Annotated in this window: 24 protein-coding genes; 10 read left to right on the top strand and 14 right to left on the bottom strand. The window is 71.5% G+C overall.

The annotated features are described in order from the left end of the window. Window positions 1-36: 36 nt before the first annotated feature. On the bottom strand, window positions 37-1731 hold the full coding sequence (locus ASF45_RS27845) for an acyl-CoA dehydrogenase family protein (RefSeq protein ID WP_056671309.1): 1695 nt from the start codon (window positions 1729-1731) through the stop codon (window positions 37-39). 118 nt (window positions 1732-1849) lie between these two features. Between ASF45_RS27845 and ASF45_RS27840 the strand changes: the two genes are divergently transcribed. From ASF45_RS27840 to ASF45_RS27830, 3 genes are all read left to right on the top strand, one after another. Next, a complete protein-coding gene (locus ASF45_RS27840) occupies window positions 1850-2329 on the top strand; it encodes a GNAT family N-acetyltransferase (RefSeq protein ID WP_056671307.1) in 480 nt (159 codons plus the stop codon). 2 nt (window positions 2330-2331) lie between these two features. Beyond that, window positions 2332-3213 (top strand): LysR family transcriptional regulator, encoded by an 882-nt coding sequence (locus ASF45_RS27835; protein ID WP_056671305.1) that lies wholly within the window; start codon window positions 2332-2334, stop codon window positions 3211-3213. A 127-nt stretch (window positions 3214-3340) separates the two neighbouring features. Then, window positions 3341-3913, top strand: coding sequence for a hypothetical protein (locus ASF45_RS27830; RefSeq protein ID WP_056671303.1), 573 nt, complete (start codon window positions 3341-3343; stop codon window positions 3911-3913). 25 nt (window positions 3914-3938) lie between these two features. Here ASF45_RS27830 and ASF45_RS27825 read toward each other — a convergent pair whose 3' ends face one another. Both ASF45_RS27825 and ASF45_RS27820 read right to left on the bottom strand, forming a co-directional pair. Continuing rightward, window positions 3939-4919, bottom strand: coding sequence for a nitronate monooxygenase family protein (locus ASF45_RS27825; protein ID WP_056671805.1), 981 nt, complete (start codon window positions 4917-4919; stop codon window positions 3939-3941). A gap of 21 nt (window positions 4920-4940) precedes the next feature. Continuing rightward, window positions 4941-6146: an iron-containing alcohol dehydrogenase gene (locus tag ASF45_RS27820; protein ID WP_056671302.1), complete on the bottom strand. Its 1206-nt coding sequence runs from the start codon at window positions 6144-6146 to the stop codon at window positions 4941-4943. A gap of 114 nt (window positions 6147-6260) precedes the next feature. On the opposite strand from ASF45_RS27820, the gene ASF45_RS27815 reads away from it, so the two are divergent. Continuing rightward, window positions 6261-7088, top strand: a complete 828-nt coding sequence (locus ASF45_RS27815) for an IclR family transcriptional regulator (RefSeq protein WP_082551315.1) — start codon at window positions 6261-6263, stop codon at window positions 7086-7088. Between the two features lie 3 nt (window positions 7089-7091). Here ASF45_RS27815 and ASF45_RS27810 read toward each other — a convergent pair whose 3' ends face one another. The 6 genes from ASF45_RS27810 to ASF45_RS27785 form a co-directional block, all read right to left on the bottom strand. Next, window positions 7092-8051, bottom strand: coding sequence for a tripartite tricarboxylate transporter substrate binding protein (locus ASF45_RS27810; RefSeq protein WP_056671297.1), 960 nt, complete (start codon window positions 8049-8051; stop codon window positions 7092-7094). 26 nt (window positions 8052-8077) lie between these two features. Beyond that, window positions 8078-9061: a tripartite tricarboxylate transporter substrate binding protein gene (locus ASF45_RS27805; protein ID WP_056671295.1), complete on the bottom strand. Its 984-nt coding sequence runs from the start codon at window positions 9059-9061 to the stop codon at window positions 8078-8080. Window positions 9062-9173: 112 nt separating this feature from the next. Beyond that, window positions 9174-9788, bottom strand: a complete 615-nt coding sequence (locus ASF45_RS27800) for a 2-hydroxychromene-2-carboxylate isomerase (RefSeq protein WP_056671293.1) — start codon at window positions 9786-9788, stop codon at window positions 9174-9176. 29 nt (window positions 9789-9817) lie between these two features. Next, window positions 9818-10552, bottom strand: coding sequence for an SDR family oxidoreductase (locus ASF45_RS27795; protein WP_056671291.1), 735 nt, complete (start codon window positions 10550-10552; stop codon window positions 9818-9820). A gap of 25 nt (window positions 10553-10577) precedes the next feature. After that, window positions 10578-12122 carry a class I adenylate-forming enzyme family protein gene (locus ASF45_RS27790; RefSeq protein ID WP_056671290.1) on the bottom strand — a complete coding sequence of 515 codons (1545 nt, stop codon included), beginning with the start codon at window positions 12120-12122 and terminating at the stop codon, window positions 10578-10580. 151 nt (window positions 12123-12273) lie between these two features. Beyond that, window positions 12274-12759 (bottom strand): acyl-CoA thioesterase, encoded by a 486-nt coding sequence (locus tag ASF45_RS27785; RefSeq protein WP_056671287.1) that lies wholly within the window; start codon window positions 12757-12759, stop codon window positions 12274-12276. Between the two features lie 173 nt (window positions 12760-12932). Here ASF45_RS27785 and ASF45_RS35650 point away from each other — a divergent pair, with 173 nt between their 5' ends. Beyond that, entirely contained in the window at window positions 12933-13100 is a 168-nt protein-coding gene (locus ASF45_RS35650; protein ID WP_156473209.1) for a hypothetical protein, read from the top strand. Here the strand turns inward: ASF45_RS35650 and ASF45_RS27780 are convergent, their stop codons facing one another. Next, the gene (locus ASF45_RS27780) at window positions 13101-14765 is read right to left on the bottom strand and encodes an FMN-binding glutamate synthase family protein (protein ID WP_235581051.1); all 1665 of its coding nucleotides are present in this window, start codon (window positions 14763-14765) and stop codon (window positions 13101-13103) included. Between the two features lie 119 nt (window positions 14766-14884). Between ASF45_RS27780 and ASF45_RS27775 the strand changes: the two genes are divergently transcribed. Continuing rightward, window positions 14885-16180, top strand: coding sequence for a hypothetical protein (locus ASF45_RS27775; RefSeq protein WP_056671283.1), 1296 nt, complete (start codon window positions 14885-14887; stop codon window positions 16178-16180). A gap of 9 nt (window positions 16181-16189) precedes the next feature. Here ASF45_RS27775 and ASF45_RS27770 read toward each other — a convergent pair whose 3' ends face one another. Further along, window positions 16190-17053 carry a class I SAM-dependent methyltransferase gene (locus tag ASF45_RS27770; protein WP_056671803.1) on the bottom strand — a complete coding sequence of 288 codons (864 nt, stop codon included), beginning with the start codon at window positions 17051-17053 and terminating at the stop codon, window positions 16190-16192. Between the two features lie 217 nt (window positions 17054-17270). On the opposite strand from ASF45_RS27770, the gene ASF45_RS27765 reads away from it, so the two are divergent. From ASF45_RS27765 to ASF45_RS27755, 3 genes are read left to right on the top strand one after another with little or no spacing between them, the layout of a single operon-like run. After that, window positions 17271-17519 carry a hypothetical protein gene (locus ASF45_RS27765; protein ID WP_056671281.1) on the top strand — a complete coding sequence of 83 codons (249 nt, stop codon included), beginning with the start codon at window positions 17271-17273 and terminating at the stop codon, window positions 17517-17519. A 2-nt stretch (window positions 17520-17521) separates the two neighbouring features. Then, complete coding sequence (locus ASF45_RS27760) at window positions 17522-18334, top strand: aminoglycoside adenylyltransferase family protein (RefSeq protein ID WP_056671280.1); 813 nt, start codon at window positions 17522-17524, stop codon at window positions 18332-18334. After that, on the top strand, window positions 18331-18702 hold the full coding sequence (locus ASF45_RS27755; protein ID WP_056671279.1) for a DUF4440 domain-containing protein: 372 nt from the start codon (window positions 18331-18333) through the stop codon (window positions 18700-18702). The genes ASF45_RS27760 and ASF45_RS27755 overlap by 4 nt, the downstream gene beginning before the upstream one ends. Before the next feature lie 25 nt (window positions 18703-18727). Here ASF45_RS27755 and hmpA read toward each other — a convergent pair whose 3' ends face one another. Then, a complete protein-coding gene (gene hmpA, locus ASF45_RS27750) occupies window positions 18728-19915 on the bottom strand; it encodes an NO-inducible flavohemoprotein (RefSeq protein WP_056671278.1) in 1188 nt (395 codons plus the stop codon). 143 nt (window positions 19916-20058) lie between these two features. Between hmpA and norR the strand changes: the two genes are divergently transcribed. Next, a complete protein-coding gene (norR, locus tag ASF45_RS27745) occupies window positions 20059-21645 on the top strand; it encodes a nitric oxide reductase transcriptional regulator NorR (RefSeq protein ID WP_056671800.1) in 1587 nt (528 codons plus the stop codon). On the opposite strand, the gene ASF45_RS27740 is transcribed toward norR, so the two are convergent. Both ASF45_RS27740 and ASF45_RS27735 read right to left on the bottom strand, forming a co-directional pair. Further along, window positions 21646-23643: a bifunctional 2',3'-cyclic-nucleotide 2'-phosphodiesterase/3'-nucleotidase gene (locus ASF45_RS27740; RefSeq protein ID WP_056671273.1), complete on the bottom strand. Its 1998-nt coding sequence runs from the start codon at window positions 23641-23643 to the stop codon at window positions 21646-21648. A 111-nt stretch (window positions 23644-23754) separates the two neighbouring features. After that, window positions 23755-24570, bottom strand: a complete 816-nt coding sequence (locus ASF45_RS27735) for a M48 family metallopeptidase (protein WP_056671272.1) — start codon at window positions 24568-24570, stop codon at window positions 23755-23757. Window positions 24571-24604 lie beyond the last annotated feature (34 nt).

The following is a 24604-nucleotide window of genomic DNA, read 5'->3' as shown; positions in this document are numbered from 1 at the left end:
GCCGCGTGGCGGCGGGTGGACCGGGTCGTGGGCCGATCAGGCCGCGATGGCAGCCGGCTGCGCGGCCCCGGCCAGCCAGTCCGCCGGAATGTCGGCGATGGCCAGCGGATCGCGCGGCAGCACGCGGTGCAGCAGCACCAGCTGTGCCCAGCGCAGCCGCGCGGCCGAACCGGTGCGCTGCGCCTCCCAGGCCATGGCGATGGCGCTGGTGCAGTGGTACAGGCCGGATGCGGCCTGGCGTGCGAGCACCTCGCCGCCGGGGGCCGCGGCGGTCTGGCCGAGTGCGGCGGCCCGCGCGAGGGCATCGCGCAGCGCGCGGTCGAAGGCCGGCGCCAGGCCGGCCTCGTCCAGCAACGTGTGCAGATGGGCCTGCAGTACGGGCAGCGCGTTCTCGCGCTGGATGGCACGCACCACGTCCAGCGCGACGATGTTGCTCGTGCCTTCCCAGATCGAGCCCAGGTGCGCGTCGCGCACGAGGCGTGCGTCGGACCACTCCTCGATGTAGCCGCAGCCGCCGCGCACCTCCATCGCGTCGCCCGTCACCTTGCGCGCGTCGCGGCAGGCGCGGAACTTGATCATCGGCGTGAGGATGCGCAGCAGCGCGTAGGCGCCCTCCTCGCCCGCGTCCGAGCGCTGCAGCGCCTGCGCGGTCTGGAACACCATGCTGCGCGCCTGCTCGGCCGGCAGGCGCAGCTTGTCGAGCTGGCGCTGCATCAGCGGCATGTCGGCCAGGCGCTTGCCGAAGGCCATGCGGTTGCTTGCGATGAACTCGGCCTCGGCGCAGGCGCGGCGCATCATGCCGGCCGAACGCACGCCGTTGGACAGGCGCGAGTTGTTGACCATGTCGGCCATCTGCACGAAGCCGCGGCCGCGCTCGCCCACCAGCCAGGCCTGCGCGCCGTCCAGCGTGATCTCGCCCGAGGCCATGGAGCGCGTGCCCAGCTTGTGCTTGAGGCGCACGATGCGGTAGCGGTTCAGGCTGCCGTCGGACAGCCGGCGCGGCAGCAGGAACAGCGAGACGCCCTTGATGCCGGGCGGCGCGTCGTCGGGCCGGGCCAGCACCATGGCGAAGTCGGCGTCGGGGTTGGAGCAGAACCACTTGTCGCCCGTGAGGCGCCAGCTGCCGTCGGCCTGCGCGCTGGCGCGCGTCAGCGTGGCGGCGATGTCGGAACCGGCCGCCTGCTCGGTCATGAACATGGCGCCCTGGGCCAGTTCGTCGAAGTCCAGCGAGGTCAGGCGCGGCAGGCAGCGCGCCACGAGGTCCGGGTCGCCGAACTTCTTGAGCGTGCGCGTGAGCGAGTCCGTCATCGAGACCGGGCAGCACAGGCCGAACTCGGCCTGCACGAACAGGTAGAACAGCACGTACTTGACGGCCGGCGGCATCTTGCCCTGCCAGCCGAAGCTCTCGTCGCGGTGCGAGATGGCGCCCATCGCGAACTCGCTCAAGGCCAGCCGTTCCATCTCCACATAGGCCGGGTGCTTGACGATGGTCTGCTGGTCCAGGCCCGTGCGCGTGCGGTGCTCCAGCACGGGCGGGTGGTGGTCGGCCGTGCCGGCCAGTTCGTCGAGCCGGCCACCGGCCAGCGCGCCCAGGCGCTCGAAGTGCGGCAGCATGTGGCGGCGCAGATCGTCCGGCAGGTACAGGGCCAGCAGCTGCTGCAACTCGGTGTCGGTTCCGAACAGGTTCTGGCCGTGGCGGTCGGGGATGGGGTGGGCGGCGTTCTCAGGCATGGCGTTGTCTCCTGGCTGCGATTGTTCTGAACCAGACCATGTGCGTCTAATATTGTTGGCATATCCATCAATAGCCGATGCGTATCGGTCAACCGACCCGCCCCGGCCCCGGGAACCCATGGACACCACCATCCGCCGCGCGCAGCAGGCCGACCTGCCCGCCATCGCCGCACTGTTCGACCTGTACCGCCAGTTCTACGACCAGGCGCCGGACCCCGTGCGCGCGCAGGCCTTCATCCAGCAGCGCTTCGCCAACGGCGAATCGGTGCTGCTGGTGGCGCAGGCTGCACAGGGCGGCCTGGCCGGTTTCTGCCAGCTCTATCCGAGCTTCTGCTCGGTCGAGGCCATGCCCATCTATGTGCTGTACGACCTGTTCGTCGTGCCCGCGGCGCGCAGGAGCGGCGCAGGGCGCCAGCTGCTCCAGGCGGCGCACGCCCAGGCCGTGGCGGACGGCAAGTCGCGCATGGACCTCACAACGGCCAGGACCAACCACGCCGCACAACGCCTGTACGCCTCGCTGGGCTGGACGCGCGACGACGTGTTCCTCGCCTACAGCCTGCGCACCGGGACGGCCGACGTGGCGCCAGCGGGCGGCTGACCGTGGAACTGCGCCACCTGCGCTACTTCGCCGTGCTGGCCGACGAGCTGCATTTCGGCCGCGCGGCCGAGCGGCTGGCGATCTCGCAGCCGCCGCTGTCGGTGGCGATCCGCCAGCTCGAAGACACCGTGGGCGCACGCCTGTTCGAGCGCAACAGCAAGCAGGTGCGGCTCACGCCAGCCGGCCAGGCGCTGCGCGCCTCGGCGCGCAAGCTGCTGCGCCAGGCCGAGGAGGCCGCGCTGGAAGCGCGCGAGGTGGCGGCCGGCTCGGCCGGGCGGCTGCGCATCGGCTTCGTCGGCGCCATGCTGTACCGCGGGTTGCCGCAGGCGCTGCGCGCGTTCCAGGCCAGCCACCCGGCGGTGCGCATCAGCCTGGCCGAGCTCAATTCGGCCGAGCAGATCACCGACCTGCTGCACGACCGGCTGGACCTGGGTTTCATGCACACGGCGCGGCTGCCGCAGGACCTGGCCTCGCGCCTGCTGCTGACCGAGCCCTTCGTGGCCTGCCTGCCCACGCAGCACGCCCTGGCCCGCCAGCGCGTGCTGGAGGTCGGCGCGCTGCGCGACCAGCCCTTCGTGCTGTTCGCGCGTGCGGCATCGCCCGACTACCACGAGCGCCTGCTGGCGATCTGCGCGCAGGCCGGCTTCCTGCCCGAGGTGCGGCACGAGGTGCGCCACTGGCTGGCCGTGGTCTCCATGGTGGCCCAGGGCCTGGGCGTGGCACTGGTGCCGCAGGCCATGCAGCGCAGCGCGCTCAAGGGCGCGGTGTTCCGGCCGCTGGACGGCGTGACGGCGCAGTCGGAGGCCTACGGTGTGTGGCGGCCGGGGCCGCAGAACGTGCTTGTCGACGGCCTCCTGGCGGAACTGGTGCGCGGACTGGCGTGAAGCGTGAAACCGCCCACGCGGGGCGGAAACGATCGGTTGCAAACACCTGAAACACTGTTTTTAAATACAGTTAATATGGCTTGCACGCGGCCTTCGGTGGCCGTTTCCAACTCCGCACCCCGCCACCATGACGTCCGTTCCCGCCATCGCCCAGATCGCTGCCAGCGCCGCGCCGCCGGCTGCGGCGCCTGTGGTGTTCTTCGGCTGGCTGAGCCTGCCACTGCTCACGGCGATCATCCTGGCGTGTTCGGCCACGGTGGCGTTCGTGGGCCTGTCGTTCACGCTGCTGGCCTCGCGTGCCGACACCTTCCGCAACCTGCGCGTGGGCTTCAATGCGCTGCGCGCGTCCCTGCCCGCGCGGTTCTGGACGCTGACCGAGATGCCCGAACCCGCGCAGTTCGCGCAGCTGGTCAAGTACTGGCAGTACGCGTTCGACGAGTGGGTCATCACGCGCGAGCTCAACCCCATCGTGTTCGGCCGGCTGTGGCGGGCCTACTACCGCGACGTGATCCGCGTCTCGTGCAAGAGCCCGGTGATGGTGGCCGCGCTGTTCCAGGCGGCCGAAGGTGCCACGGCGCCGGTCGACTTCAAGTTCATCGCGCTGGTGCTGGGCCCGCGTTTCACGGCCCCCGCCGTGCTGGCGCGCGCCAAGGAGCTGGCGCAGCAGCACCGGATCGCGGTGCCGGCGGGTTGCCCGTAGCCGCGGAACTCAGCCTTTCAAGCTCTCAGGCCCTGGCCAGCAGGCCGCCCAGCCGCGCGCCGATGATCTGCCCGGCCTCGTCCATGATGCGGTCCAGCAGCGCCTGCACCGTGGGCACGTCGTGGATCAGCCCGGCCACCATGCCGCAGGACCAGGCGCCCGCACCCACCTCGCCGCCCTGCATCACGCGCGGGTAGACGCCGGCCACCTCGGGCGCGATGTCTTCGAAACGGATCGCCGCGCCCAGTGCGCGCTCCTTCTCCAGCAGGCGCTCGACGGCCGGGTTGGCCAGCACGCGTTCGGTGTTGCGCAGCGGGCGCATCACGAGCCGCGTGTCCAGCTCCGTGGCGGCCACCAGCGCGGCCTTGACGTTCTCGTGCACCGGCGCCTCGCGGGTGGCGACGAAGCGCGTGCCCATGTTGATGCCCTCGGCGCCCAGCGCCAGCGCCGCCACCAGCGAACGCCCGTCGGCCATGCCGCCCGAGGCGATGAACGGGATCTTGAGCACCTCGGCCGCGCGCGGTAGCAGGATGAAGTTGGGCACATCGTCCTCGCCCGGATGGCCACCGCACTCGAAGCCGTCCACGCTGACCGCGTCGCAGCCGATGGCCTCGGCCTTGAGCGCGTGGCGCACCGAGGTGCACTTGTGGACCACGCGGATGCCGGCCTCGTGCAGCAGCGGCAGCCACTTCTGCGGGTTGTTGCCGGCGGTCTCGACGATCTTCACGCCGCCCTCGACGATGGCCGCGATGTAGCCCGGGTAGTCCGGCGGGTTCACGCTCGGCAGGAAGGTCAGGTTCACGCCGAAGGGCTTGTCGGTCATGGCGCGGCAGCGCGCGATCTCCTGCGCCAGCAACGTGGGCGTGCGCTGGGTGAGCGCGGTGATCAGGCCCAGGCCGCCGGCGTTGGAGACGGCCGCCGCCAGCTCGGCCAGGCCGACGTGGTGCATGCCGCCCTGCACGATGGGGCGCTCGATGCCGAACAGTTCGGTGATGCGGGTCTTCAGGATGGTCATGGTTCCGGGTCCTCAGGCTGCGAGCTGCAGGATCTCCAGCACGTCGGCCGGCGCGGTGATGCGCCGCGCGTTGCCGCGCGTGAAGATCTCGCCCATGCTGATGCGCGCGATGTTGTCGAACTGGTCGGCCTGCACGCCCACGGCGCGCAGGTTGCCGGGCAAACCCAGCTGCGCCACCAGGTCGGCGAAGGCGTCGCCGGCCGGCACGCCGGGCCGGCCCAGCGCCTCGGCCAGCTGCCGCTGGCGCTCGGCCGTGGCCGGTGCGCTCCAGCGCAGCACGGCGGGCATCAGCACCGGCGTGCAGAAGTAGTGCGGCACGCCGCAGGTGCCGCCCAGCACATGGCCGATGGCATGGCTGGGGCCCATCATCACGCCGCCGAACACGCTGCGGCTGGACAGCCCGTACGAGCACAGCCAGGACGCGATCTGGCAGGCCGCGCGCAGCTCCAGGTTGCCGGGGTCGGCCTGCCACTGCGGCAGCAGTGCCGCCATCCGGCGGATGCCTTCGAGCACCACGGTGTCCGACAGCGGCGTGGGCGAGATGGACAGCAGGGCCTCGATGGCGTGGTCCAGCGCGCGCGTGGCCGAGCCCAGCCACAGGTGGGCCGGCGTGTGCACCGTCAGCGCCGGGTCCAGCACCACCATGCGCGGCATCATGTGGGCGTGGAAGAAGGTCTGCTTGTGGTGGTGGCGCTCGTCCGTCACCAGGCAGCCGGCGTTGAACTCGCCGCCGTTGAGCGTGCTGGGCACGGCGATCATGCGCACCTGCGGGCCCTCGAAGCTGGGCCGCACGATGCGGCCCTCGGGGCTGAGCTTGGTTTCGAACGCGTCCAGGCCCTGCAGGTGCTCGTCCGTGAAGCCGTGGCGCAGGCACAGCGTGACCATCTTGGCCCCGTCGATGACCGAGCCGCCACCCACGGCCACCACCAGGTCCGCCCCCACCTCCTGCGCCGCCTGCGCGGCCCGCGCCACGCCGCGGCGCGTGGTGTGCTGGGGCATGCCATCGAAGGTGCCGGCATGGCGCTCGCCGAGCGCGGCGGCGATGCCGCGCACCACGTCGGTGGTGGTGTTCAGCGTGCGGCTGGCCATGATGAACACGCGCCGCGCGCCGGCGCGCTCGGCCTCGGTCACGATGGCCTCGGCCGCCGGGCGGCCGAAGTGCACGCGTTCGATGGCAGGAAAGCTGTGGGCGCCGACGGCGGGCGGAATGGATGGCATGGTGGTCTCCGGCGAGGGTGGTGGGTCGGTCTGCAATGCACCCCTCTTGTTCTGCACTGCAGTTTGTCATTCCGATCGTTGTCATTCTCGGCAGCGTGCGGTCAAAATGACAGCATGGCCACTCGATCAAAAACTGCAGTGCAGAACGCCCAGGCCCTTGCCACCCCCGCCACACGCGACCCGCAGGACCGCCACTTCGTGACCGCGCTGGCGCGTGGCCTCAAGGTGCTGAGCTGCTTCAAGTCGGGCGAGGAGCGCCTGGGCAACCAGGAGCTGGCGCAGCGCTGCAAGCTGCCCAAGTCCACCGTCACGCGGCTCACCCACACGCTGACGCGGCTGGACTACCTGCACCACATCGAGGAGTCGGGCCGCTACCGGCTCGGCGTGGCGGCGCTGGCGCTGGGCGGCACCACGCTGGCGCGGCTGGACGTCAAGGAGGTCAGCCGGCCGCTGATGCAGGCCCTGGCCAACGCCACCAGCACCCTGGTTTCGCTGGGCACGCGCGACGACCTGGCCATGCTCTACATCGAGAACTGCCGCGGGTACTCGCTCGTGACGCTGCGGCTGGAGATCGGCTCGCGCATCCCGCTGGCCTCCACGGCCATGGGCCGGGCCTACCTGGCCGGTGCCGAGCCGGCGCTGCGCCAGGGGCTGGAGGAACGCCTGCGCGCGCTCGACCCGCTGCAATGGCCGCGCCTGCAACAGGGCATAGCCCAGGCCATCGCCGATGTCGCCGCGCACGGCTGCTGCAGCTCCTTCGGCGACTGGCATGCCGAGATCCACGCCATCGCCGTGCCGCTGCGCACCGGCCAGGGCCTGCCGCCCATGGTGGTCAACGCCGCCTGCCCGGCCACGGCGACCTCGGCCGAGATGCTCACGCAGGCCGTGCGGCCGCGGCTGATCGAGACGGTGCGCGCGATCGAGGCGCAGCTGGGGCACTGAGCCTCAGCTCTTCACGAAGCCGATCTCGTCCAGCAACCGCTTCTCGCGCAGCACCGACTCGGCCGCGAAGCGCTGGTACTGCGCCGATCCCATGTAGGCGGGCTCCATGTCGTAGGCCGCCAGCGCCTGGCGAAATCCCGGCATCTGCATGGCCTGGTGGAAGGCGTCGTGCAGCGTGCGCACCGCTGCGGGCGGCGTGTTCTTCGGTGCCGCCAGCCCCCAGGCGGCCGAGGGCGGCGGAAAGTCGATGCCGGCCTCGCGCAGCGTGGGCACGTCCGCGAAGCGCGCCACGCGCCGTGCGTTGAACGTGACGAGCAGGCGCAGCTTGCCGCTGGCCACGTAGGGGCCCCAGGCCGAGGTGTCGGCCGCCGCCATCACGTGGCCGCCGAGCACGGCGTTCAGCGCCTCGGCCGAGCCCTTGTAGGGCACGTGGTTGAAGCGCACGCCCTGGATGCGCGCGATCTGCTCCATGGTGATGTGCTGCGCCAGCCAGGGGCCGGCCGTCGCGTAGTTCAGCTTCTCGGGGTTGGCCCGCGCGAAGGCCAGCAGGTCGTCCAGGTTGCGCAGCGGCGAATCGGCGGGCACCACGATGCCGTAGACGAACTCCGTGAGCCCGATCACGTAGCGCAGGTCGCGTGCCGGGTCCCAGGCGATGCTGCCGGTATACGGGAGGCGGAACAGATTGCCGGGGATCACGCCGATGGTGTGGCCATCGGCGGGGCTGTTCTGCAGCAGTTGCGCCGGCATCAGGCCCGCGTTGCCGGGCCGGTTCTCGATGATGACGGGCTGGCGCAGCATCCTGGCCGCGTCCTCGGCCAGCACGCGCATCGGGCCATCGGTGGAGCCGCCGGGCGGAAAACCGAGCAGCACGCGCACCGGGCGCGAAGGGAAGCCCGGCTCCTGCGCGGCCACGGGGCCGAGCGCGCTGGCCATGCCGGCCAGCAGCATCTGTCTTCTGTACATGCCTTGTCTCCTTTTGCGGGTTGGTTTCAGCTGCGGCTGCGCGACAGGCCCAGCAGGTCCAGCACCTCCTTCTCGCGCCGCATCGACTCGACCGCGAAGCGCTGGAAATCCGCCGCGCTGCGGTAGTCCGGCTCCATGTCGAAGCTGGCCAGCACGTTGCGGAAGGCCGGTGCGTCCATGGCCTCGCGGAAGGCGTCGTGCAGCCGCACGGCGATGCGCGGGTCCATCCCCTTGGGCCCGACCAGGCCCCAGGGCGAGGTCTGCACCAGGTCGACGCCCGCTTCCTGCAGCGTGGGCACGTTCGGAAAGCGCGCCATGCGCCTCTTGCCCCACACCGCGATCAGGCGCATCCTGCCGCTCTCCACGTAGGGCACGAACGCGGATGTCTCGGCCGCCGAATCCACGTGGCCGGCCAGCAGCGCCTGCAAGGAGTCGGCCGAGCCCTTGTAGGGCACGTGGTTGAGCCGCACGCCGGCCAGGCGCGAGAACTGCTCCATGGTCAGGTGGTTGGTGGTGGCCACGCCGGGCGTGCTGTAGGTCAGCTCGCCCGGCCGGGCCTTGGCGGCGGCGATGTAGTCGGCCAGGCTGGCGACGGGCGATGCGGCCGGCACCACGGTGCCGAAGGCATAGCCCGTGATGCCGATGACGTAGCTGAGGTCGCTGGCCGGGTTCCACTTGAGATCGGTGGTGTAGGGCAGGCGGTACACGCCGGCCGGCGCGATGGCCAGGGTGTAGCCGTCGTGCGGCGCGCTCTGCAGGTTCTGCGCCGGGATGACGCCGGCCGCGCCGGGCTTGTTCTCGATCACGATGGGCTGGCCCAGGAGGCGGCCGGCGTGCTCGGCCAGCACGCGCATGGGACCGTCGGTCGAGCCGCCCGGCGGAAAGCCGATCATGATCTTGACCGGGCGCGTGGGCCAGGCCACGGCGCGGTCCTGGGCACGCACGAGCGCGGGGGCGGCACACCATGCGGCGGCCGAACCCACCGCCCGAAGGAAGTGGCGTTTGAGCATGTCTGTCTCCTGGTGATGTCCATCGATGGCCTGGCCGCGGTGGTGCGGCCGGGCTCCCGCCTTGGCGCTGCGGATGGCGCGCAGCGCGCGGGACGCCGGTGCTGCGTGCGCCTCAGCCGCGCTGGCGCACGATCTCTTCCTCCACCTCGCGCAGCCGGTCCTTGCCGAAGAAGAGTTCGTCGCCGACGAAGAAGCTCGGCGAGCCGAAGGCGCCGCGTGCGTGCGCCTCGTTGGTGTTGGCCAGCAGCTTGGCCTTCACGTCGGCGTCCTGCGCCGTGGCGAGGAGCTGCGCGGCCGGCAGGCCGGCCTCTGCGAGCGTGGCGCTCACGACGTCGGCCTGCCCCATGTCCAGGCCGCGCTCCCACATGGCCACATAGACCGCCTCCACATAGGGCGCGAAGCAGCCGAGCTTGTGCGCCGCCACCGCGCCGCGCATGAGCTGCAGCGTGTTGATCGGGAAGAAGGGGTTGAAGCGGTAGCGGGCGAGGCCGTGCCGGGCGACGAAGCGGTCGACCTCCAGCCGGTCGTAGGCGCGCTTGTTGGGAATGTCGGCGAAGGCCTCGGCCGGCGAGCGGTTGTTGGCCAGCTTGAACAGCCCACCGAGCAGGATGGGCCGGTAGTCGAAGCGCACGCCGGTGCGCGCCTCGATGGCCGGAATGACCCGGTGGCACAGGTAGGCGTTGGGGCTGCCGAAGTCGAACAGGAACTGGACGTTGGGGGTGGGCATGCGTTGTCTCCTTGCGCGTTGTTCCGGGTTCACCAGGCTTCCATCCAGGGCCGCAGCTCCAGCTCGTGCGTCCAGGCATTGCGCGGCTGCCGGTGCAGCTGCCAGTAGGCCTCGGCGATGCTCTCGGGGTCGACGATGCCCTCCTGCTCCTTGAGCGCATAGCGCTCGGGGAAGGTGGTGCGGATGAACTCGGTGTCGATGGCGCCATCGATGACCGGGTGCGCCACATGGATGCCCTTGGGACCCAGCTCGCGCGCCATGCTCTGCGCCAGCGCGCGCAATGCGGCCTTGGCGCCGGCGAAGGCCGCATAGCCGTCGCGCCCGCGCAGGCTGGCCGTGGCCCCGGTGAAGATGATGCTGCCGCGCCCGCGCGGCAGCATGGCCTTGGCCACCTCGCGGCCCATCAGGAAGCCGCCGAAGCAGGCCATCTCCCAGACCTTGAAGTACACGCGGGCCGTGGTCTCGGTGATCGGAAAGCGCACGTTGGCGCCGATGTTGAACACCGCCACCTCGATCGGCGCGATCTCGGCCTCGATCTTCTGCACCAGGGCCACCATCTCCTCTTCCTTGCGCGCGTCGCTGCCGAAGGCGTGGGCCTTGCCGCCGTCGGCCTCGATCTGCGCGACCAGCGGGGCGAGCTTGTCGGCGCTGCGCCGCGTCACGCAGGCGATGTAGCCCTCGCGCGCGAAACGCCGGGCGATGGCGCCGCCGGTGGCATCGCCGGCGCCGATGACCAGGACGGCCTTGGGGGTGGAAGTTGTCATGCGGTCTCCTTGGATGGTTGGGGCATCACAGCACCGGCGGCACGGCGGCCTGCGCCGGCTGCTGGGCCATGGTCTTGAGCACGTTCTTGAGCACCTTGCCCGTGGGCGCGGCCGGCAGCGCCGGCAGGAAGCGGATCTCGCTGGGCAGCTTGTAGGGCGAGAGCCGCTCGCGCAGATGCCGGCGCAGGCCATCCTCGTCGAGCGCGGCGCCGCCCTGGGTTTCGACGAAGGCGACCACCTCCTCGTTGTGGTCCACGGTGCGCCCGACCACGGCGGACTGCACCACCTGCGGGAAGGCGTTGATCGCCTGCTCCACCTCGACCGGGTAGACGTTGAAGCCCGAACGGATGATGAGCTCGCGCGTGCGGCCGGCGATGTGCAGCGCGCCGTCGTCCGTGCGCCGTGCCAGGTCGCCGGTGTTGAACCAGCCTTCGGCGTCGACGGCGGCCCGCGTCTGCTCCGGGTTGCGGTAGTAGCCGCGCATCACGTTGGGGCCGCGCACGTGCAGCTCGCCGACCTCGCCGGGCGCCACCGGCTGGCCTGTGCGGTCGAGCAGGCGCGCCTGCACGCCGGGCACCGGTGGGCCCACGGCGCAATCGGTGCGCGGCGCATCGACGGGCGTCTGCGCGACCGTGGGCGCGGTCTCGGTCAGGCCATAGCCGTTGTGCAGCGGCAGGCCGAACACGCGCTCCACGTCGGCCTTCAGGCTGGTGGTGAGCGGCGAGCCCGACACGCCGATGAAGCGCAGGCGCGGCGCCGCCAGCGGCCGGCCCTGGCGCTGCTCCAGCAGCCGCGCGAACATGGCCGGCACGCCCATGAAGACGGTGGCGCCCTGCTGCTCGAGCGCAGCGGCCAGCGCCTGCGGCGTGAAGCGCGGCTCCAGCAGCAGCGCCGCACCGCTGGCCATGCTGCCCAGGAACTGGATCGACAGGCCCACCACGTGCGCCATGGGCAGCACGCCGTACAGCAGGTCGCCCGGGCCGAAACGCCGCTGCGTGCGCAGCGTGTGGGCCGCGAACAGCAGGTTGGCATGGCTCAGCATCACGCCCTTGGGTGCGCCCGAGGTGCCGGAGGTGTAGATCATGGCCGCCACCTGCTCGGCCGCGTCCGCCGCGCAGGGCTCGGGCTGCACCGCGGCGGCCAGCGGGCCCAGCAGCAGGCCCTGCAGGCCGGGCCAGTCGATGGCCGCAGCGCCGTGGCGCTCGGCATGGCGGGCCGCGTCGGCCGAAACGTGCGCGGTGTAGAACACGCGCCGTGCACCGGAATGCGCGATGAACTCGTCGATCTCGCGCGGCGACAGGCGTGCGTTGACGATGGCCGGCCAGGCATCGAGCCGGCTCAGTGCGAGCACCAGCACGCACAGCGCGGCGCAGTTCTCGCCGACCAGCAGCACGCGGTCGCCGGCGCGCACGCCTGCGGCCTGCAGTGCGGCGGCCGTGGCCTGGCCGGCGCGGTCGAGCGCGGCATAACCGAGCGCGGTGTGGGCGTCGCGCACGGCCGGCGCGTCGGGCTGCGTGCGAACCCAGGGGTCCAGCAGCTCATGGATGCGCCGGGGCGGCGCCGTGGTCATTTGCGTCAAGCCTGTCTCCTGTGCGGAACGCCATGCAGCGTTCTCTGCGCAGGATGGTAGGGCGCAAGCCGGCCCGTTGGGGCCAGCGCAGGCCTTCAGCGGCCAAGTTCAAAACTGCATGGTGGAACTGCCGCCCACCGGCCTTGCCGGCTCAGTCGGGCTGCGCCCGGATCTCCTGCGAACGCTTGGCCAGCTCGTGGCGCAGTTGCTTGCGCTCCAGCGCCTGGGCATGGCGGCGCCGTTCGTCCGGCGAGAACGGGCGCAGCGGCGCCACCGCCACCGGCTTGCGTTCCTCGTCCACCGCCACCATGGTGAAGAAGCAGCTGTTGACGTGGCGCGAGGCCTGCGTGCGGATGTTCTCGGCGATGACCTTGATGCCAATCTCCATCGACGAGGTGCCCGTGTAGTTGACCGAGGCCAGGAAGGTCACCAGCTCGCCGACCAGGATGGGCTCGCGGAACATGACCTGGTCCACCGACAGCGTGACCACGTAGCAGCCCGAGTAGCGCGCCGCGCAGGCGTAGGCCACCTGGTCCAGCAGCTTCAGGATGGTGCCGCCGTGCACGTTGCCCGAGAAGTTGGCCGTGTCGGGCGTCATGAGCACGGTCATCGTGAGCTGGTGGGCGGGCATGTCCAAGGTGGTTCTCCGGTCGGTGGGGTGTCGATTGTCCGTTGAAACGCCACGCGAAAGCCGTGCCATGCCGGGGCTGGCGTCGGCCCGCGACTACATGCTTTCGCGGCCCTGCCGGGGCGACAGATCGGTCCGGCTGCGCGAAGCTGGGCGCCTGTGCCACGCAACGGAGACCTGCCATGCCCGACACCCGCCGCCCCCCGCCGCCGATGAAGGACGAGCCCGAACCCACTGCCGAGGAGGCCGTGCCCAGCGACGGCAAGGACCGCGAGGGCGAGAAGATGATGGAAGAGCTGGGCCGCGACAAGCCCGGCAAGCCGCTGGCGCCCGACGGCGCAGACGCGTAGTCATTCCGCCCCTGCGTGCAGCCCCTCCTTGAGCGGCTGGAAGCTGTCGGCCGTGGCGATCGGCCAGTAGTAGCGGAACACGTTGTGCAACGCGTCCACCGGCCCGAGCAAGGCGCCGGGCGCCACGCGGGTGATCAGGTTGGACAGCAGCCGCACTTCGGTGTCGGAGATGCGCCGCACGATGTGGTGGGCCGTTATCTGCTGCGGATGCTCCAGGCCCGCGGCCTGCACCAGTTCCTGCAGCGCATGCAGCGTGCTGCGGTGGAAGTTGTGCACGCGCTCGGCCTTGGCCGGCACCACCAGCGCCTGCTGGCGCACCGGATCCTGCGTGGTCACGCCCGTGGGGCAATGGCCGGTGTGGCAGGCCTGGGCCTGGATGCAGCCCAGCGCCATCATGAAGCCGCGTGCGGAGTTGCACCAGTCGGCCCCCAGCGCCATCATGCGCGCCACGTCGAAGGCCGTGATCACCTTGCCGGCGCAGCCGATCTTGATGCGCTGGCGCAGGTTCACGCCGACCAGCGTGTTGTGCACCATGAGCAGGCCCTCCTGCAGCGGCGCGCCCACGTGGTCGCTGAATTCCACGGGCGCCGCGCCCGTGCCGCCCTCGGCGCCGTCGACGACGATGAAGTCCGGCGTGATGCCGGTCTGCAGCATGGCCTTGACGATGGCGAACCACTCCCAAGGATGGCCCAGGCAGAACTTGAAGCCCACCGGCTTGCCGCCCGACAGGCGCCGCAGCTCCGCGATGAAGTGCATCATCTGGAGCGGCGTGCCGAAGGCGCTGTGCGAGGACGGCGAGATGCAGTCGATGCCCACCGGCACGCCGCGCGCCGCGGCGATCTCGGTCGTCACCTTGGGGCCGGGCAGCACGCCGCCATGGCCGGGCTTGGCGCCCTGGCTGATCTTGATCTCGACCATCTTCACCTGCGGGTCGGTGGCGTTGACCACGAAGCGCTCGGGGCTGAAGCTGCCGTCGTCGTTGCGGCAGCCGAAGTAGCCCGAGCCGATCTCCCAGATCAGGTCGCCGCCGTGCTGGCGGTGGTACTGCGAGATCGAGCCCTCGCCCGTGTCGTGCGCGAAGCTGCCCAGCTTGGCGCCGCGGTTCAGCGCCTGGATGGCGTTGGCCGACAGCGCGCCGAAACTCATGGCCGAGATGTTGAACACGCTGGCGCTGTAGGGCTGGGTGCAGGGATGGGTGTGGGCTGGGGCGCCGGTGTCGCCGATGTCCACGCGGAAGTCGTGGCCGGCCAGGCGCGTTGGCTGCATCGAGTGGTTGATCCACTCGTAGCCCAGCAGGCTCACATCCAGATGGGTGCCGAAGGGCCGGTTGTCCGGGTCGCCCTTGGCGCGCTGGTAGACCAGCGAGCGCTGGGCGCGCGAGAACGGCGCGGCCTCGGCATCGCTCTCGATGAAGTACTGGCGGATCTCGGGCCGGATGAACTCCAGCAGGAAGCGCATGTGGCCGATCACCGGGTAGTTGCGCAGGATGGCGTGGCGCGTCTGACGCAGGTCGTGCACGCCGGTACCGCTGAGGCCGGCGAACACCAGCAGCGCCAGCCAGGCCGGCCAGGCCATGGGCAGCAGCACCACCGCGACCGCGCTGGCGGCCAGGCCTGCCAGGCACAGCGCGAAGCTGCTGTAACGCATGGGAAAGAGGGAGGGCATGGTCGGTCGCATGGAGCTCTCTTGTGGGTTTCTTGTCGGGCCGCAGCCGGCCCAGTGAACCATGATCGCAGCCCCCGGACAAGCCGGGATGACACGGGCCCATGCCGTAGCATCGACCGATGCGTTTTCTTGCCAAGAGCCTCGCCGCCCTGCTGCTGTCTGCCGCCGTGATCCTGCCGCTGGGCGTGGTCGGCCTGCTGGTGCTGGCCTGGTACTGCACCGACCACCAGCCCAGCGTAGTGCGCCTGGCCGTGACCACACCGGCCGACGTGGCGCGCGCGCTGCGCCTGGCCGAACGCAACGACCCGCGCAAGGCCCCGCCAGGCGTTCTGCGCACCATCACGCTGACCCAGGACGAGCTGGACCTGCTGCTGCCGCAACTGGCCGCGCACACGGCCCGTGGCCAGGCCGTGGCCGAGCTACAGGACGGCCGCGCGCGCGTGCAGCTGAGCCTGCCGCTGCCCAGCAGCCCGTTCGGCTCCTGGCTCAACGTGCAGGGGCAGCTGGTGCAGACCGAGGGCCTGCCGCAGGTGCAAGCGCTGCGCCTGGGCCGGCTGGAGCTGCCGCAAGCCGTGGCCGACTGGCTGCTCGCGCGTGGGCTGGCCTGGCTGCAGCAGAACCCCGGGCTCGGCACCGCGGCCGATGCGGTGCAGCGCGTGCAGATCACGCCACAGGCCCTGAGCGTGGTCTACGCCTGGCACGACGGACTGCCCGGCCCGTTGCAGGCCGCCCTGCTGCCGCCCGAGGAGGTGCAGCGTCTGCGCGCCCACCAGCAGCGGCTGGCCCGACTGGTGCAGGCACCGCAGCCGCAGGGCCTGGCCCTGCACGAACTGCTGCAGCCGCTGCTGGCCCTGGCCGGCGAACGCGCGGGCGGCGCCAAGGCCACGCCCGAGGCACGCGCGCAAGAGCAGCGCGCCGCGCTGCTGGTGCTGGCCTTCTATGTCAACGGCAAGGGCCTGGCGGCCATCGCGCCCGCCGCGGCCGACGGCCCGGCACCCCGGCCGCAGCGCGTGCACCTGGCCGGCCGCAGCGACCTGGCCCAGCACTTCAGCGTGTCGGCCGCATTGGCGGCCGTGGCCGGCACACCGCTGGCCGATGCCGTCGGGCTCTACAAGGAACTCGACGATGCGGGCGCCGGCGGCAGCGGTTTCTCGTTCGTGGACCTGGCCGCCGACCGCGCCGGCACGCGGCTGGGCGCGCTGGCGGTCGGCCCGGCCGCGGCCCAGGAGCGGCTGCAACGCCGCGTGGCCGCCGGCCTGACCGAGCAGGACCTGCTGCCCAGCGTGCGCGACCTGCCCGAGTTCCTGCCGCAGGCCCAGTTCCAGAAGCGCTACGGCGAGCCCGGCAGCTTGGCCTACAAGCGCATGCAGGCCGACATCGAGCGGCGCATCGGCACGCTGGCGCTGTACCGCTGAGCCGGGCCGCTACATCGCGCTGGGCAAGCCGCCCAGCCGCAGGAACAGCGACAGCTGGCGCACGTCGGCCTTGCGCGCTGCCGGCAGTGCGCGAAAGCGCTGCTGCAGCTGCGGCGCGACACTGGCCGGCCCCATGGCCACGGGGCTGCGCAGCACCACCGTGAACGGGCTCACGGCCGTGGCGTAGATCTGCGCGCGGCCGGCCAGGTGGCGCTGTGCCACGCGCTCGAAATCCTGCAGCGTGAAGGCCGCATGCAGCGAATGGATGTAGTCGTCGATCAGCGCGGGGCTCTCGCCGGCGGCGGCGCGGCTCACGAAGTAGCGGATCGATTCGGCGCTGCGCAGGCGGCCGAAGTCGTTGAAGTAGACCGTGCCCTGCGGTTTGAGCACGCGCGCCACCTGGGCGAAGGCTCGGTCCAGCGCGTCCTCGTCGGGGAGGTGGTGGAAGGCCATGGACGACACGGCCAGGTCGATGCTTTGGTCGGCGATGCCGGACAGCAGGGTCATGTCCTCGCACTGCAGCGTGGCATTGGCGATGCCGCGCGCGCCGAAGGCCTGTGCCGCCCGCTCCAGCATGGGTTGCGACAGGTCGGCGCCGATGAAACGGGCGCCGGGGTTCAGCTCGGCCAGCTGGCCGAGCAGGTTGCCGGGGCCGCAACCCAGGTCCAGCACCGTGCCGCCGGGCGGCACCATGCGGCACATCTGCGCCAGGTGGTAGAGGTAGGCGCCCGACAGCGCGCCGTTCTCGCGGCCACCGTTGGCATAGGCGGCCACGGCATCCTCCTCTTCCATGGCCTGGCTGGGCTCGGGCGTGCGGGCCAGGGGCTCGCGCAAGGTCAACTCCCGGATCACGGTCTTGAGAAGTTCTGGCATGAACAAGGAGGGCCTCCGCTCGCTGTGGGGTGGTGGTGCGGGTTGTGCGACCGGGGCGCATTGTGCTGCAACCGCCGGCCGCTCAGCCCAGCCCGGGCGCGCTGCGCAGCATCTGCACGTGCGGGTTGCTCTCGGGCCGGTGGATCAGCGCCACGCAAGCCGGCGGCCACGCGGCGCGCTATGCTCGCCGGCCATTCCCATTCCAGCCCTGTCCTGCATGCCCTTTCCGCTCTCAGAACGCCAGGCCCTGCTCGCCGTGAAGGGCATCGGCCCCACCGTGGTGTTCCGTCTTGAGCAACTTGGCTTCGAATCGCTGGCGCACCTGGCCAAGGCCAATGCGCTGGACATCGTGGCCAGCGCAGCATCGCTGCTCGGCTCCAGTTGCTGGAAGAACAGCCCGCAGGCGCGGGCCGCGATCCAGGCGGCCATCGCTCTCGCACAGGCACGGGTCGGGGACCCGCGCTGACGATGACCATCGGCCAGGCACCCGAGACCATCGCACGCCAGATCGCCGACGTGCAGGCCGTCCTGCAGCGCCAGCTCGGCGAACAGCTGCGCGCCATCCACCTCTACGGCTCGGCGGTCGAGGGTGGTCTCCAGCCCGGCAGCGACATCGACCTCATGGTGACCGTGGCCGCGCCGCTGCCGCCCGCCGTGCGGAACGGGTTGCTGCAGGCGCTGCTGGCGCACTCGGCCTGGCCCGGCAGTTCCACCGCGTTGCGGGCGCTGGAGGTGACCGTCGTCGCCCTGCCCGCGCTGCGGCCCTGGCGCTACCCTCCCCGGCGCGAACTGCAGTTCGGCGAATGGCTGCGCGCCGACCTGCAGGCCGGGCGTTTCGAGCCGCCCGTGGCCGATCACGACCTGGCCATCCTCCTCACCAAGCTGCGCCAGCACAGCCTGGCATTGCTGGGCCCGCCGGCGCAGGACCTGTTCGATCCGGTGCCGGCCGCCGACTTCAGGCGCGCGCTCGCCGACACGGTGGCGCAATGGAACGCACCGCCGGATTGGCAGGGCGAGGAGCGCAACATCCTGCTGGCCCTGGCCCGGATCTGGTTCAGCGCCTGCACGGGCGGCATCGCCACCAAGGATGGCGCCGCCGCCTGGGCTGCCGAGCGCCTGCCCGCGCAGCACCGCGCGCGCATGGAGGCCGCGGCCCTGGCCTACCGCAGCGGCCAGGACGGTGCACAGGCCTGGCGGCCGGAGCAGGTCGCTGCCACCATCCTGTTCTGCAAACACAGCATCGTGCGCGAACTCGCACGCGCACCAGAGCCGACCGCATGACGCCCTTGCTCGACGAACTCCAGGCGCTCGAAACCGAGCTGCACCATCCCGGCCACCGCTGTTCGCCCGCCCGGCTGGAGCGGCTGTTGCATGCCGACTTCCACGAGATCGGCCGCTCGGGCCTGGCCTACGACCGCGCCACCGTGCTGGCCTGGCTCGCGGGCCAGGCCCAGCGGCCCGATGTGGTGTCGGACGGCTTTCGCGTGGAGCGTTTGGCGCCTGACACCGCGCTGCTGCACTTTCGCTCCGTGCTGCGCGACGCGGGCCGGCCCCCACAGCACACGCTGCGCATGTCGCTGTGGGTCAGCACCGCGGCCGGCTGGCAGCTGCGCTACCACCAGGGCACGCCGGCCGCGGCACCCTGGTAGCACACGCGCGCCGGCTGGCCAGCGCTCAGGCCAAGGCCGACGCCGGGCCGAAGAACTCGTAGCGGGCCTGCGCCGGCGGCACGCCCAAGGCGTGCAGATCGCGCCGCAGCTGCGCCATGAAGGGCTTGGGGCCCAGGAAGTAGGCGTCGAGATCGCGGTCGGCGGGCAGCCAGTCCTGCAGCCGCGCACGGTCGAGCCGGCCGATGGCATGCGCCGCGGGGCCGCCGCCGGCCTGCTCGTCATGGCAGTAGAAGACCTGCAGGTGCGGATGCCGGGCGGCCTGGGCGTCCACATGGGCGCGGAAGGCATGCACCTCGGCATTGCGCGCGCAATGGATGAAGTGCACGGGCCGCCGGCCCGGCGCGGCCAGCGCGGCGTCCAGCATGGCCAGGGTGGGCGTGATGCCGACGCCGCCGCTGATCAGCACCAGCGGCTTGTCGCCCGCACCCAGCGTGAACTCGCCAGCCGGCGGGAAGACGTCGAGCAGATCGCCCTCCTGCACGCGGTCGTGCAGGTGGTTGGAGGCCACGCCACCCGGCTCGCGCTTGACGCTGATGCGGTACTGCCGGCCGTCGGGCGCGGCCGACAGCGAGTAGTTGCGGCGGATCTGCTGGCCGTCCACGACCAGGCGCAGGCCCAGGTACTGGCCCGGGCGGAAGTCCAGCAGCGGCCCGCCGTCTGCCGGCACCAGGTGGAAGGAGCTGATCTCGGCGCTCTCGCGCTGCTTCCTGGCCACGCGGAAGGCGCGCGCCCCGCGCCAGCCGCCGGGGGCCTGGGCGTTGTCGGCATAGACCGCGGCCTCGGCGCCGATCAGGAGGTCGGCCAGTTGGCCATAGGCTGCAGCCCAGGCCTCGATCACGGTGTCGGTGGCGATCTCGGCGCCCAGCACCTCGCGGATGGCGCGCAGCAGACTGTCGCCCACCAGCGGGTAGTGCTCGGGCAGCACCTGCAGCGCCACATGCTTCTGCACGATCTGCTGCGCCAGCGGGCCCAGGGCTTCCAGCCGGTCGATGTTCTTCGCGTACATCAGCACGCCGTTGGCCAGCGCGCGCGGCTGCTCGCCGCTGGCCTGGTGGGCCTGGTTGAACAGCGGCCGCACCTCGGGATGGTCGCGGAACAGGCCCTTGTAGAAGTGCGTGGTCAGCGCCTCGCCGCCGGTTTCCAGCAGGGGCACGGTGCTCTTGACGATGTCGCGTTGCGCAGGGGTCAGCATGAGGGACTCGGTTGGTGGATGACAGGCAGACATAGGCAGCCTTCGTGCCATGGAAAAAATCCTTGGACTACAACAGCTTGCCGCGCATTGCGTCAAAATGACACTGACCAAAGACCAGTCCAAATGACCTCTTTCGGGACATGATGACTCCCCAATCCATGCTCGCTGCCATGCTGCCGCTGGTGGCCGACCTGGCGCGCCAGATCCCGCCGTCCGAGCGTTACCGGCGCCTGCTCGACGCCGTGCGCCGCCTGCTGCCGGCCGATGCCGTGGCGCTGCTGCGCCTGGATGGCGACGCGCTGGTGCCGCTGGCCGTGGACGGCTTGGCGCCCGACACGCTGGGCCGGCGTTTCCTGGTCGGGCAGCACCCGCGGCTGCAGGCCCTGCTGCAGGCCGCGGGCCCGCTGCGCTTCGCGCCCGACTGCGGCCTGCCCGATCCCTACGACGGCCTGGTCGAGCATGTGCACGGCCACCTGCCCGTGCACGATTGCATGGGCTGCGCCCTGCGCGTGCAGGACCGTCCCTGGGGCCTCATGACGCTGGACGCATTGGCGCTGTCGCGCTTCGACGGCATCGACATGGCCGCGCTGCAGAGCCTGGCCGACCTGGCCGCCGCGACCGTGGCCGCGGCCGAGCGCATGGACGACCTCGCCCTGCGTGCCGAGGATGCCCAGCGCCGCGCCGAGCAGTACCGCCGCGCGGCCGGCAGCGAACGCGCGCGCCGGCTGGTGGGCCGCAGCGCCGCCCACCGCGCGCTGCTGCGCGAGATCGCGCTGGTCGGCCCGAGCGACCTGACCGTGCTGGTGGGTGGCGAGACCGGCGTGGGCAAGGAACTGGTCGTGCAGGCCCTGCACGCGGCCTCGCCGCGCGCGGGCCGCCCGCTCGTGAGCCTGAACTGCGCGGCCCTGCCCGAGACCCTGGTCGAGAGCGAGCTGTTCGGCCATGTGCGCGGCGCCTTCTCGGGCGCCGTGGCCGAGCGCCAGGGCAAGTTCGAGCTGGCCGACGGCGGCACGTTGTTCCTCGACGAAGTCGGCGAGCTGCCGCTGGCCGTCCAGGCCAAGCTGCTGCGCGTGCTGCAGAACGGCCAGCTGCAGCGCCTGGGTTCGGACCGCGAACACCGCGTGGACGTGCGCCTGGTCGCCGCCACCAACCGCGAGCTGGCGGCCGAGGTGCGCGCGGGCCGCTTCCGCGCCGACCTGTACCACCGGCTCGGCGCCTACCCGCTGCAAGTGCCGCCGCTGCGCGAACGCGGGCGCGACGTGCTGCTGCTGGCCGGCTCCTTCCTCGAGGAGCAGCGCGCCAGCCTGGGGCTGGGCAACGTGCGGCTGGACGCGGACGCACAGCAGGCCCTGCTGGCCCATGCCTGGCCCGGCAATGTGCGCGAACTCGAGCATGTGCTGGCACGCGCGGCGCTGCGCGCGCTGGGCCGCCATGGCCAGCGGCCGCGCGTGCTGAGCGTGTGCGCCGGTGACCTCGGCCTGGCAGCGCCGGGGCAGCCGCCGGCGGCCGCGGCCACACCCGCCGTGCTGCCCGCCGGCACCGTGCCGCTGCGCCAGCGCGTGCAGGCCTTCGAACGCCAGGCCATCGAACAGGCGCTGGCCGGCCATGCCGGCAACTGGGCCGCCGCCGCCCGCGCGCTGGACATGGACCGCGCCAACCTCGTGCGGCTCGCGCGCCGCCTGGGCCTGGCCGTGCCGGCGCGCAACGGCCGGAGCGCGCCGGCTGGCTGATCAGCGCGACAGGTCGATCGCGTACTTCGACAAGCCCTTGCCCAAACCGTCGTCGGCCGCCAGCAGCGAGATGTTGGACAGGCCTGCGGCCTGGGCCACCGGCAGCGCGTTCGGCGCGCTGCTGAACACCACCGGGCCGGCCGTCGCCACGCGCGTGAAGCGCCAGCTGCGGGCCGCACCATCGTTGGCGCGCGTGACCGTGGGGTTGGCGCGGATGTGGTTGATCAGCACGTCGCGGTTGGCATCCGGCGAGGCCCAGACCGTGGCCGAGCCATCCAGCTTGGGGATGAAGCTGGCGCCGCTGGTGGCGCGGTAGTTGTTGGTCGCGATCACGAACTCCTGCGCCGGGTCGATCGGCTGGCCCAGGTAACGGAGGTTCTTGATGCGGCTGCCCTGGGCCTGCGTCACGTCGATCTCGTACTGGACGTCGGGCGTCGTGAACATGTCGAAGTTGTAGCCCGGGAACGTGCTGATCAGCGCCTGCTCGGCCGTCGCCGTCGGGTCGATGCGGTTGAAGCGGCGCGCCGCTGCCTCCAGCCACTGCCGGATGTCGGCGCCGTTGACCTTCACGGCGTAGACCGTGTTGGGGTACAGGTAGAGGTCGGCCGCGTTGTAGATGGCCAGGTTGCCGGCCGCCACGTCGGTGTAGTCGCCCGGGCCCTGGAAGCCGGACTTGAACGGCGCGCTGACCGACAGCACCGGCAGGCTGGCGACCTGCGGCAGGTTGGCCTGGATGTAGGCCGCCACGTAGCGCTGCTGCGCCTCGTTCACGATCTGGATCGCGCCCGGGTCGCCGACGTCGGCGAACTGCGTGCTCATGCGGAAGTCGGTGCTGCCGATGGGCTGCTGCACGTAGGCGATGGTGGCCTGGTGCGGCGTTTCGACCAGCGGCGCAATGGTGGCGTCCACGGCCACGTACTGGGCCGGGCTGGCCTGGGTTTGCGTGTTGCGCAGCTCGCTCTTGTTCGCGGCCTTGTCCACGCTCCAGCGCTGGCCGTCCCAGCGCAGCGCGAGCTGGACCACGCCCAGCGCCTTGCCCCAGGAGCTCGGCATCACGGCCGGCACGCCATGCACGGTGCCGGCCGCGTTGTCCACGCCGGCCTGGGTGTAGGCCGGGCGCGCGCCGCGGTCGGGAAACACGCCGTGCTGGTGGCCCATGACCAGCGCGTCGATGCCGGCCACCTTGGCCAGGTGCAGGCCGGGGTTCTCCATACTCGGGGAGTAGGTGGCAGCGTCCATGCCGCCGTGCAGCAGCGCGACGACGATGTCGGCGCCCTTGGCACGCACCTCGGGGAGGTAGCGCGTGGCGGCCTCGACGGCGCCCTCGACGCCGACCTTGCCTTCGAGGAAGCGCTTGTCCCAGTTCAGGATGCCGGGCGTGGTGAAGCCGATCACGCCGATCTGGATCGGCAGCGCGACCGCCGTGCCGTCGCTGCGCTTGGCCTGCACCGTGCGCTCCAGCACCGCATAGGGCTGCACCAGCGGCTGGCTGGATTTGTTGCTCTTGACGTTGGCCAGCACCATGGCGAAGCCCGGGCCGGCGCACTTCAGAGAGGCATCGACGCCATCGACGTTCAGGCCGCCGCCCAGCACCTGGTTCAGGAACGGCAGGCCGTAGTTGAACTCGTGGTTGCCGAGCGTGCCGGCGTCGTACTGCAGCGCGCCCATGGCCTTGTACATGGCGTGCTGCTGCGTGCAGGGGATGGGGTTGACCACGGCCTCGTAGTCGGCCAGCGCCGTGCCCTGGAGGGTGTCGCCGTTGTCCACCAGCAGCGTGTTGGCGAACTCGCTGCGCGCCTGGCGCACCAGCGTGGCCGTGCGCTCGAAGCCGTAGGACGGGTCGGCAGCGAGCTTGAAGTAGTCGTAGCTGCGGACGTTGTTGTGCAGGTCCGTGGTGGCGAGCACGGCCAGCGTGGCCTGGGCCGGCTGCGGGGCGGGGTCGTCGCTGCCGCCGCAGGCGGCCAGCAGGGCCAGGACGCCAGTGGTGCACAGGGCCATGGAGAGACGGGCGGGGCGGAAGTGGGGGGTGGTATGGAGCGTGGTCACGCCCCTGATTCTTGGGGGCTGCCTTGACAGCCCTGTGACGCGCCGTGACGTTGGGTGACGGCCTCAGCCCCCGCTCCTGGCGCGCTCGTACAAGGGCATGACCTTGGGCAGGTTGCGCTCGATGCTGGTGATGCGCGTGCTGCCCGAGGGGTGGGTGCTGAGCCACTGCGGCGGCGCGCCCTGGGCCGCGGCGTTCATCTTCTGCCACAGCGTGACCGCGGCGCGCGGGTCGTAGCCGGCGCGCGCGGCCAACTCCAGGCCCACGAGGTCGGCGTCGGTCTCGTTCTCGCGCGAGAAGGACAGGCCGATCAGCTGCACGCCGCCGCCCACCACGGTGCGGCCCAGGGTTCCCAGGCCCAGCAGTTCGGAGAACACGTTGGCGCCCAGGTTGGTGGCCGCACTCTTGCCGGCACGCTCGCGCGCATGCTCGCGCAGCGCGTGCGCGATCTCGTGGCCCATCACGGCGGCGACCTCGTCGTCGCTGAGCTTGAGCTGGTTCAGGATGCCCGTGTAGAAAGCGATCTTGCCACCCGGCATGCACCAGGCGTTGACCTGCTTGCTGCCGATCAGATTGACTTCCCACTTCCAGTCCTTGGCGCGCGGGTTCCAGTCCACCGCGTGCGGAATGATGCGGGTGGCGATCGCACGCAGGCGCTGCAGCTGCGGGTTGCCGGCCGGCGCCAGCGCGTTCTGCTGGGCCGCCTCGCGCAGCACCTGGCGGTACTGCTGCAAGGCCGTGGCCTCCATCTGGTCGGCCGAGACCAGGCCGGTGAAGACCGAGTTCTGGCCGACATTGACCCCGTCGCGCTGCGCCAGCGCCGGGGTGCTCAGCAGGGCGCCGGCCAGGCCGAGCGCGACGAGGGTCTTCAAGGGCTTCATCGGGTGCTTCGCGCGGCCGGTGACAGAAGGCCGC

This window comes from Pseudorhodoferax sp. Leaf265, from assembly GCF_001422365.1.
GTDB lineage: Bacteria > Pseudomonadota > Gammaproteobacteria > Burkholderiales > Burkholderiaceae_C > Pseudorhodoferax.
Note: the sequence above shows the minus strand (reverse complement) of the source record. Positions and strands in the feature narration are given on the sequence as shown.

Coding starts and splice junctions, on each gene's coding strand:
- ASF45_RS27780 (WP_235581051.1), bottom strand. CDS start 14,765: ATGCCCTCCCTCTTTCCCATGCGTTACAGCAGCTTCGCGCTGTGCCTG.
- ASF45_RS27775 (WP_056671283.1), top strand. CDS start 14,885: ATGCGTTTTCTTGCCAAGAGCCTCGCCGCCCTGCTGCTGTCTGCCGCC.
- ASF45_RS35650 (WP_156473209.1), top strand. CDS start 12,933: ATGCCCGACACCCGCCGCCCCCCGCCGCCGATGAAGGACGAGCCCGAA.
- ASF45_RS27840 (WP_056671307.1), top strand. CDS start 1,850: ATGGACACCACCATCCGCCGCGCGCAGCAGGCCGACCTGCCCGCCATC.
- ASF45_RS27770 (WP_056671803.1), bottom strand. CDS start 17,053: ATGCCAGAACTTCTCAAGACCGTGATCCGGGAGTTGACCTTGCGCGAG.
- ASF45_RS27755 (WP_056671279.1), top strand. CDS start 18,331: ATGACGCCCTTGCTCGACGAACTCCAGGCGCTCGAAACCGAGCTGCAC.
- ASF45_RS27800 (WP_056671293.1), bottom strand. CDS start 9,788: ATGCCCACCCCCAACGTCCAGTTCCTGTTCGACTTCGGCAGCCCCAAC.
- norR (WP_056671800.1), top strand. CDS start 20,059: ATGACTCCCCAATCCATGCTCGCTGCCATGCTGCCGCTGGTGGCCGAC.
- hmpA (WP_056671278.1), bottom strand. CDS start 19,915: ATGCTGACCCCTGCGCAACGCGACATCGTCAAGAGCACCGTGCCCCTG.
- ASF45_RS27735 (WP_056671272.1), bottom strand. CDS start 24,570: ATGAAGCCCTTGAAGACCCTCGTCGCGCTCGGCCTGGCCGGCGCCCTG.
- ASF45_RS27810 (WP_056671297.1), bottom strand. CDS start 8,051: ATGTACAGAAGACAGATGCTGCTGGCCGGCATGGCCAGCGCGCTCGGC.
- ASF45_RS27795 (WP_056671291.1), bottom strand. CDS start 10,552: ATGACAACTTCCACCCCCAAGGCCGTCCTGGTCATCGGCGCCGGCGAT.
- ASF45_RS27820 (WP_056671302.1), bottom strand. CDS start 6,146: ATGCCATCCATTCCGCCCGCCGTCGGCGCCCACAGCTTTCCTGCCATC.
- ASF45_RS27790 (WP_056671290.1), bottom strand. CDS start 12,122: ATGACCACGGCGCCGCCCCGGCGCATCCATGAGCTGCTGGACCCCTGG.
- ASF45_RS27765 (WP_056671281.1), top strand. CDS start 17,271: ATGCCCTTTCCGCTCTCAGAACGCCAGGCCCTGCTCGCCGTGAAGGGC.
- ASF45_RS27830 (WP_056671303.1), top strand. CDS start 3,341: ATGACGTCCGTTCCCGCCATCGCCCAGATCGCTGCCAGCGCCGCGCCG.
- ASF45_RS27845 (WP_056671309.1), bottom strand. CDS start 1,731: ATGCCTGAGAACGCCGCCCACCCCATCCCCGACCGCCACGGCCAGAAC.
- ASF45_RS27760 (WP_056671280.1), top strand. CDS start 17,522: ATGACCATCGGCCAGGCACCCGAGACCATCGCACGCCAGATCGCCGAC.
- ASF45_RS27815 (WP_082551315.1), top strand. CDS start 6,261: ATGGCCACTCGATCAAAAACTGCAGTGCAGAACGCCCAGGCCCTTGCC.
- ASF45_RS27740 (WP_056671273.1), bottom strand. CDS start 23,643: ATGGCCCTGTGCACCACTGGCGTCCTGGCCCTGCTGGCCGCCTGCGGC.
- ASF45_RS27805 (WP_056671295.1), bottom strand. CDS start 9,061: ATGCTCAAACGCCACTTCCTTCGGGCGGTGGGTTCGGCCGCCGCATGG.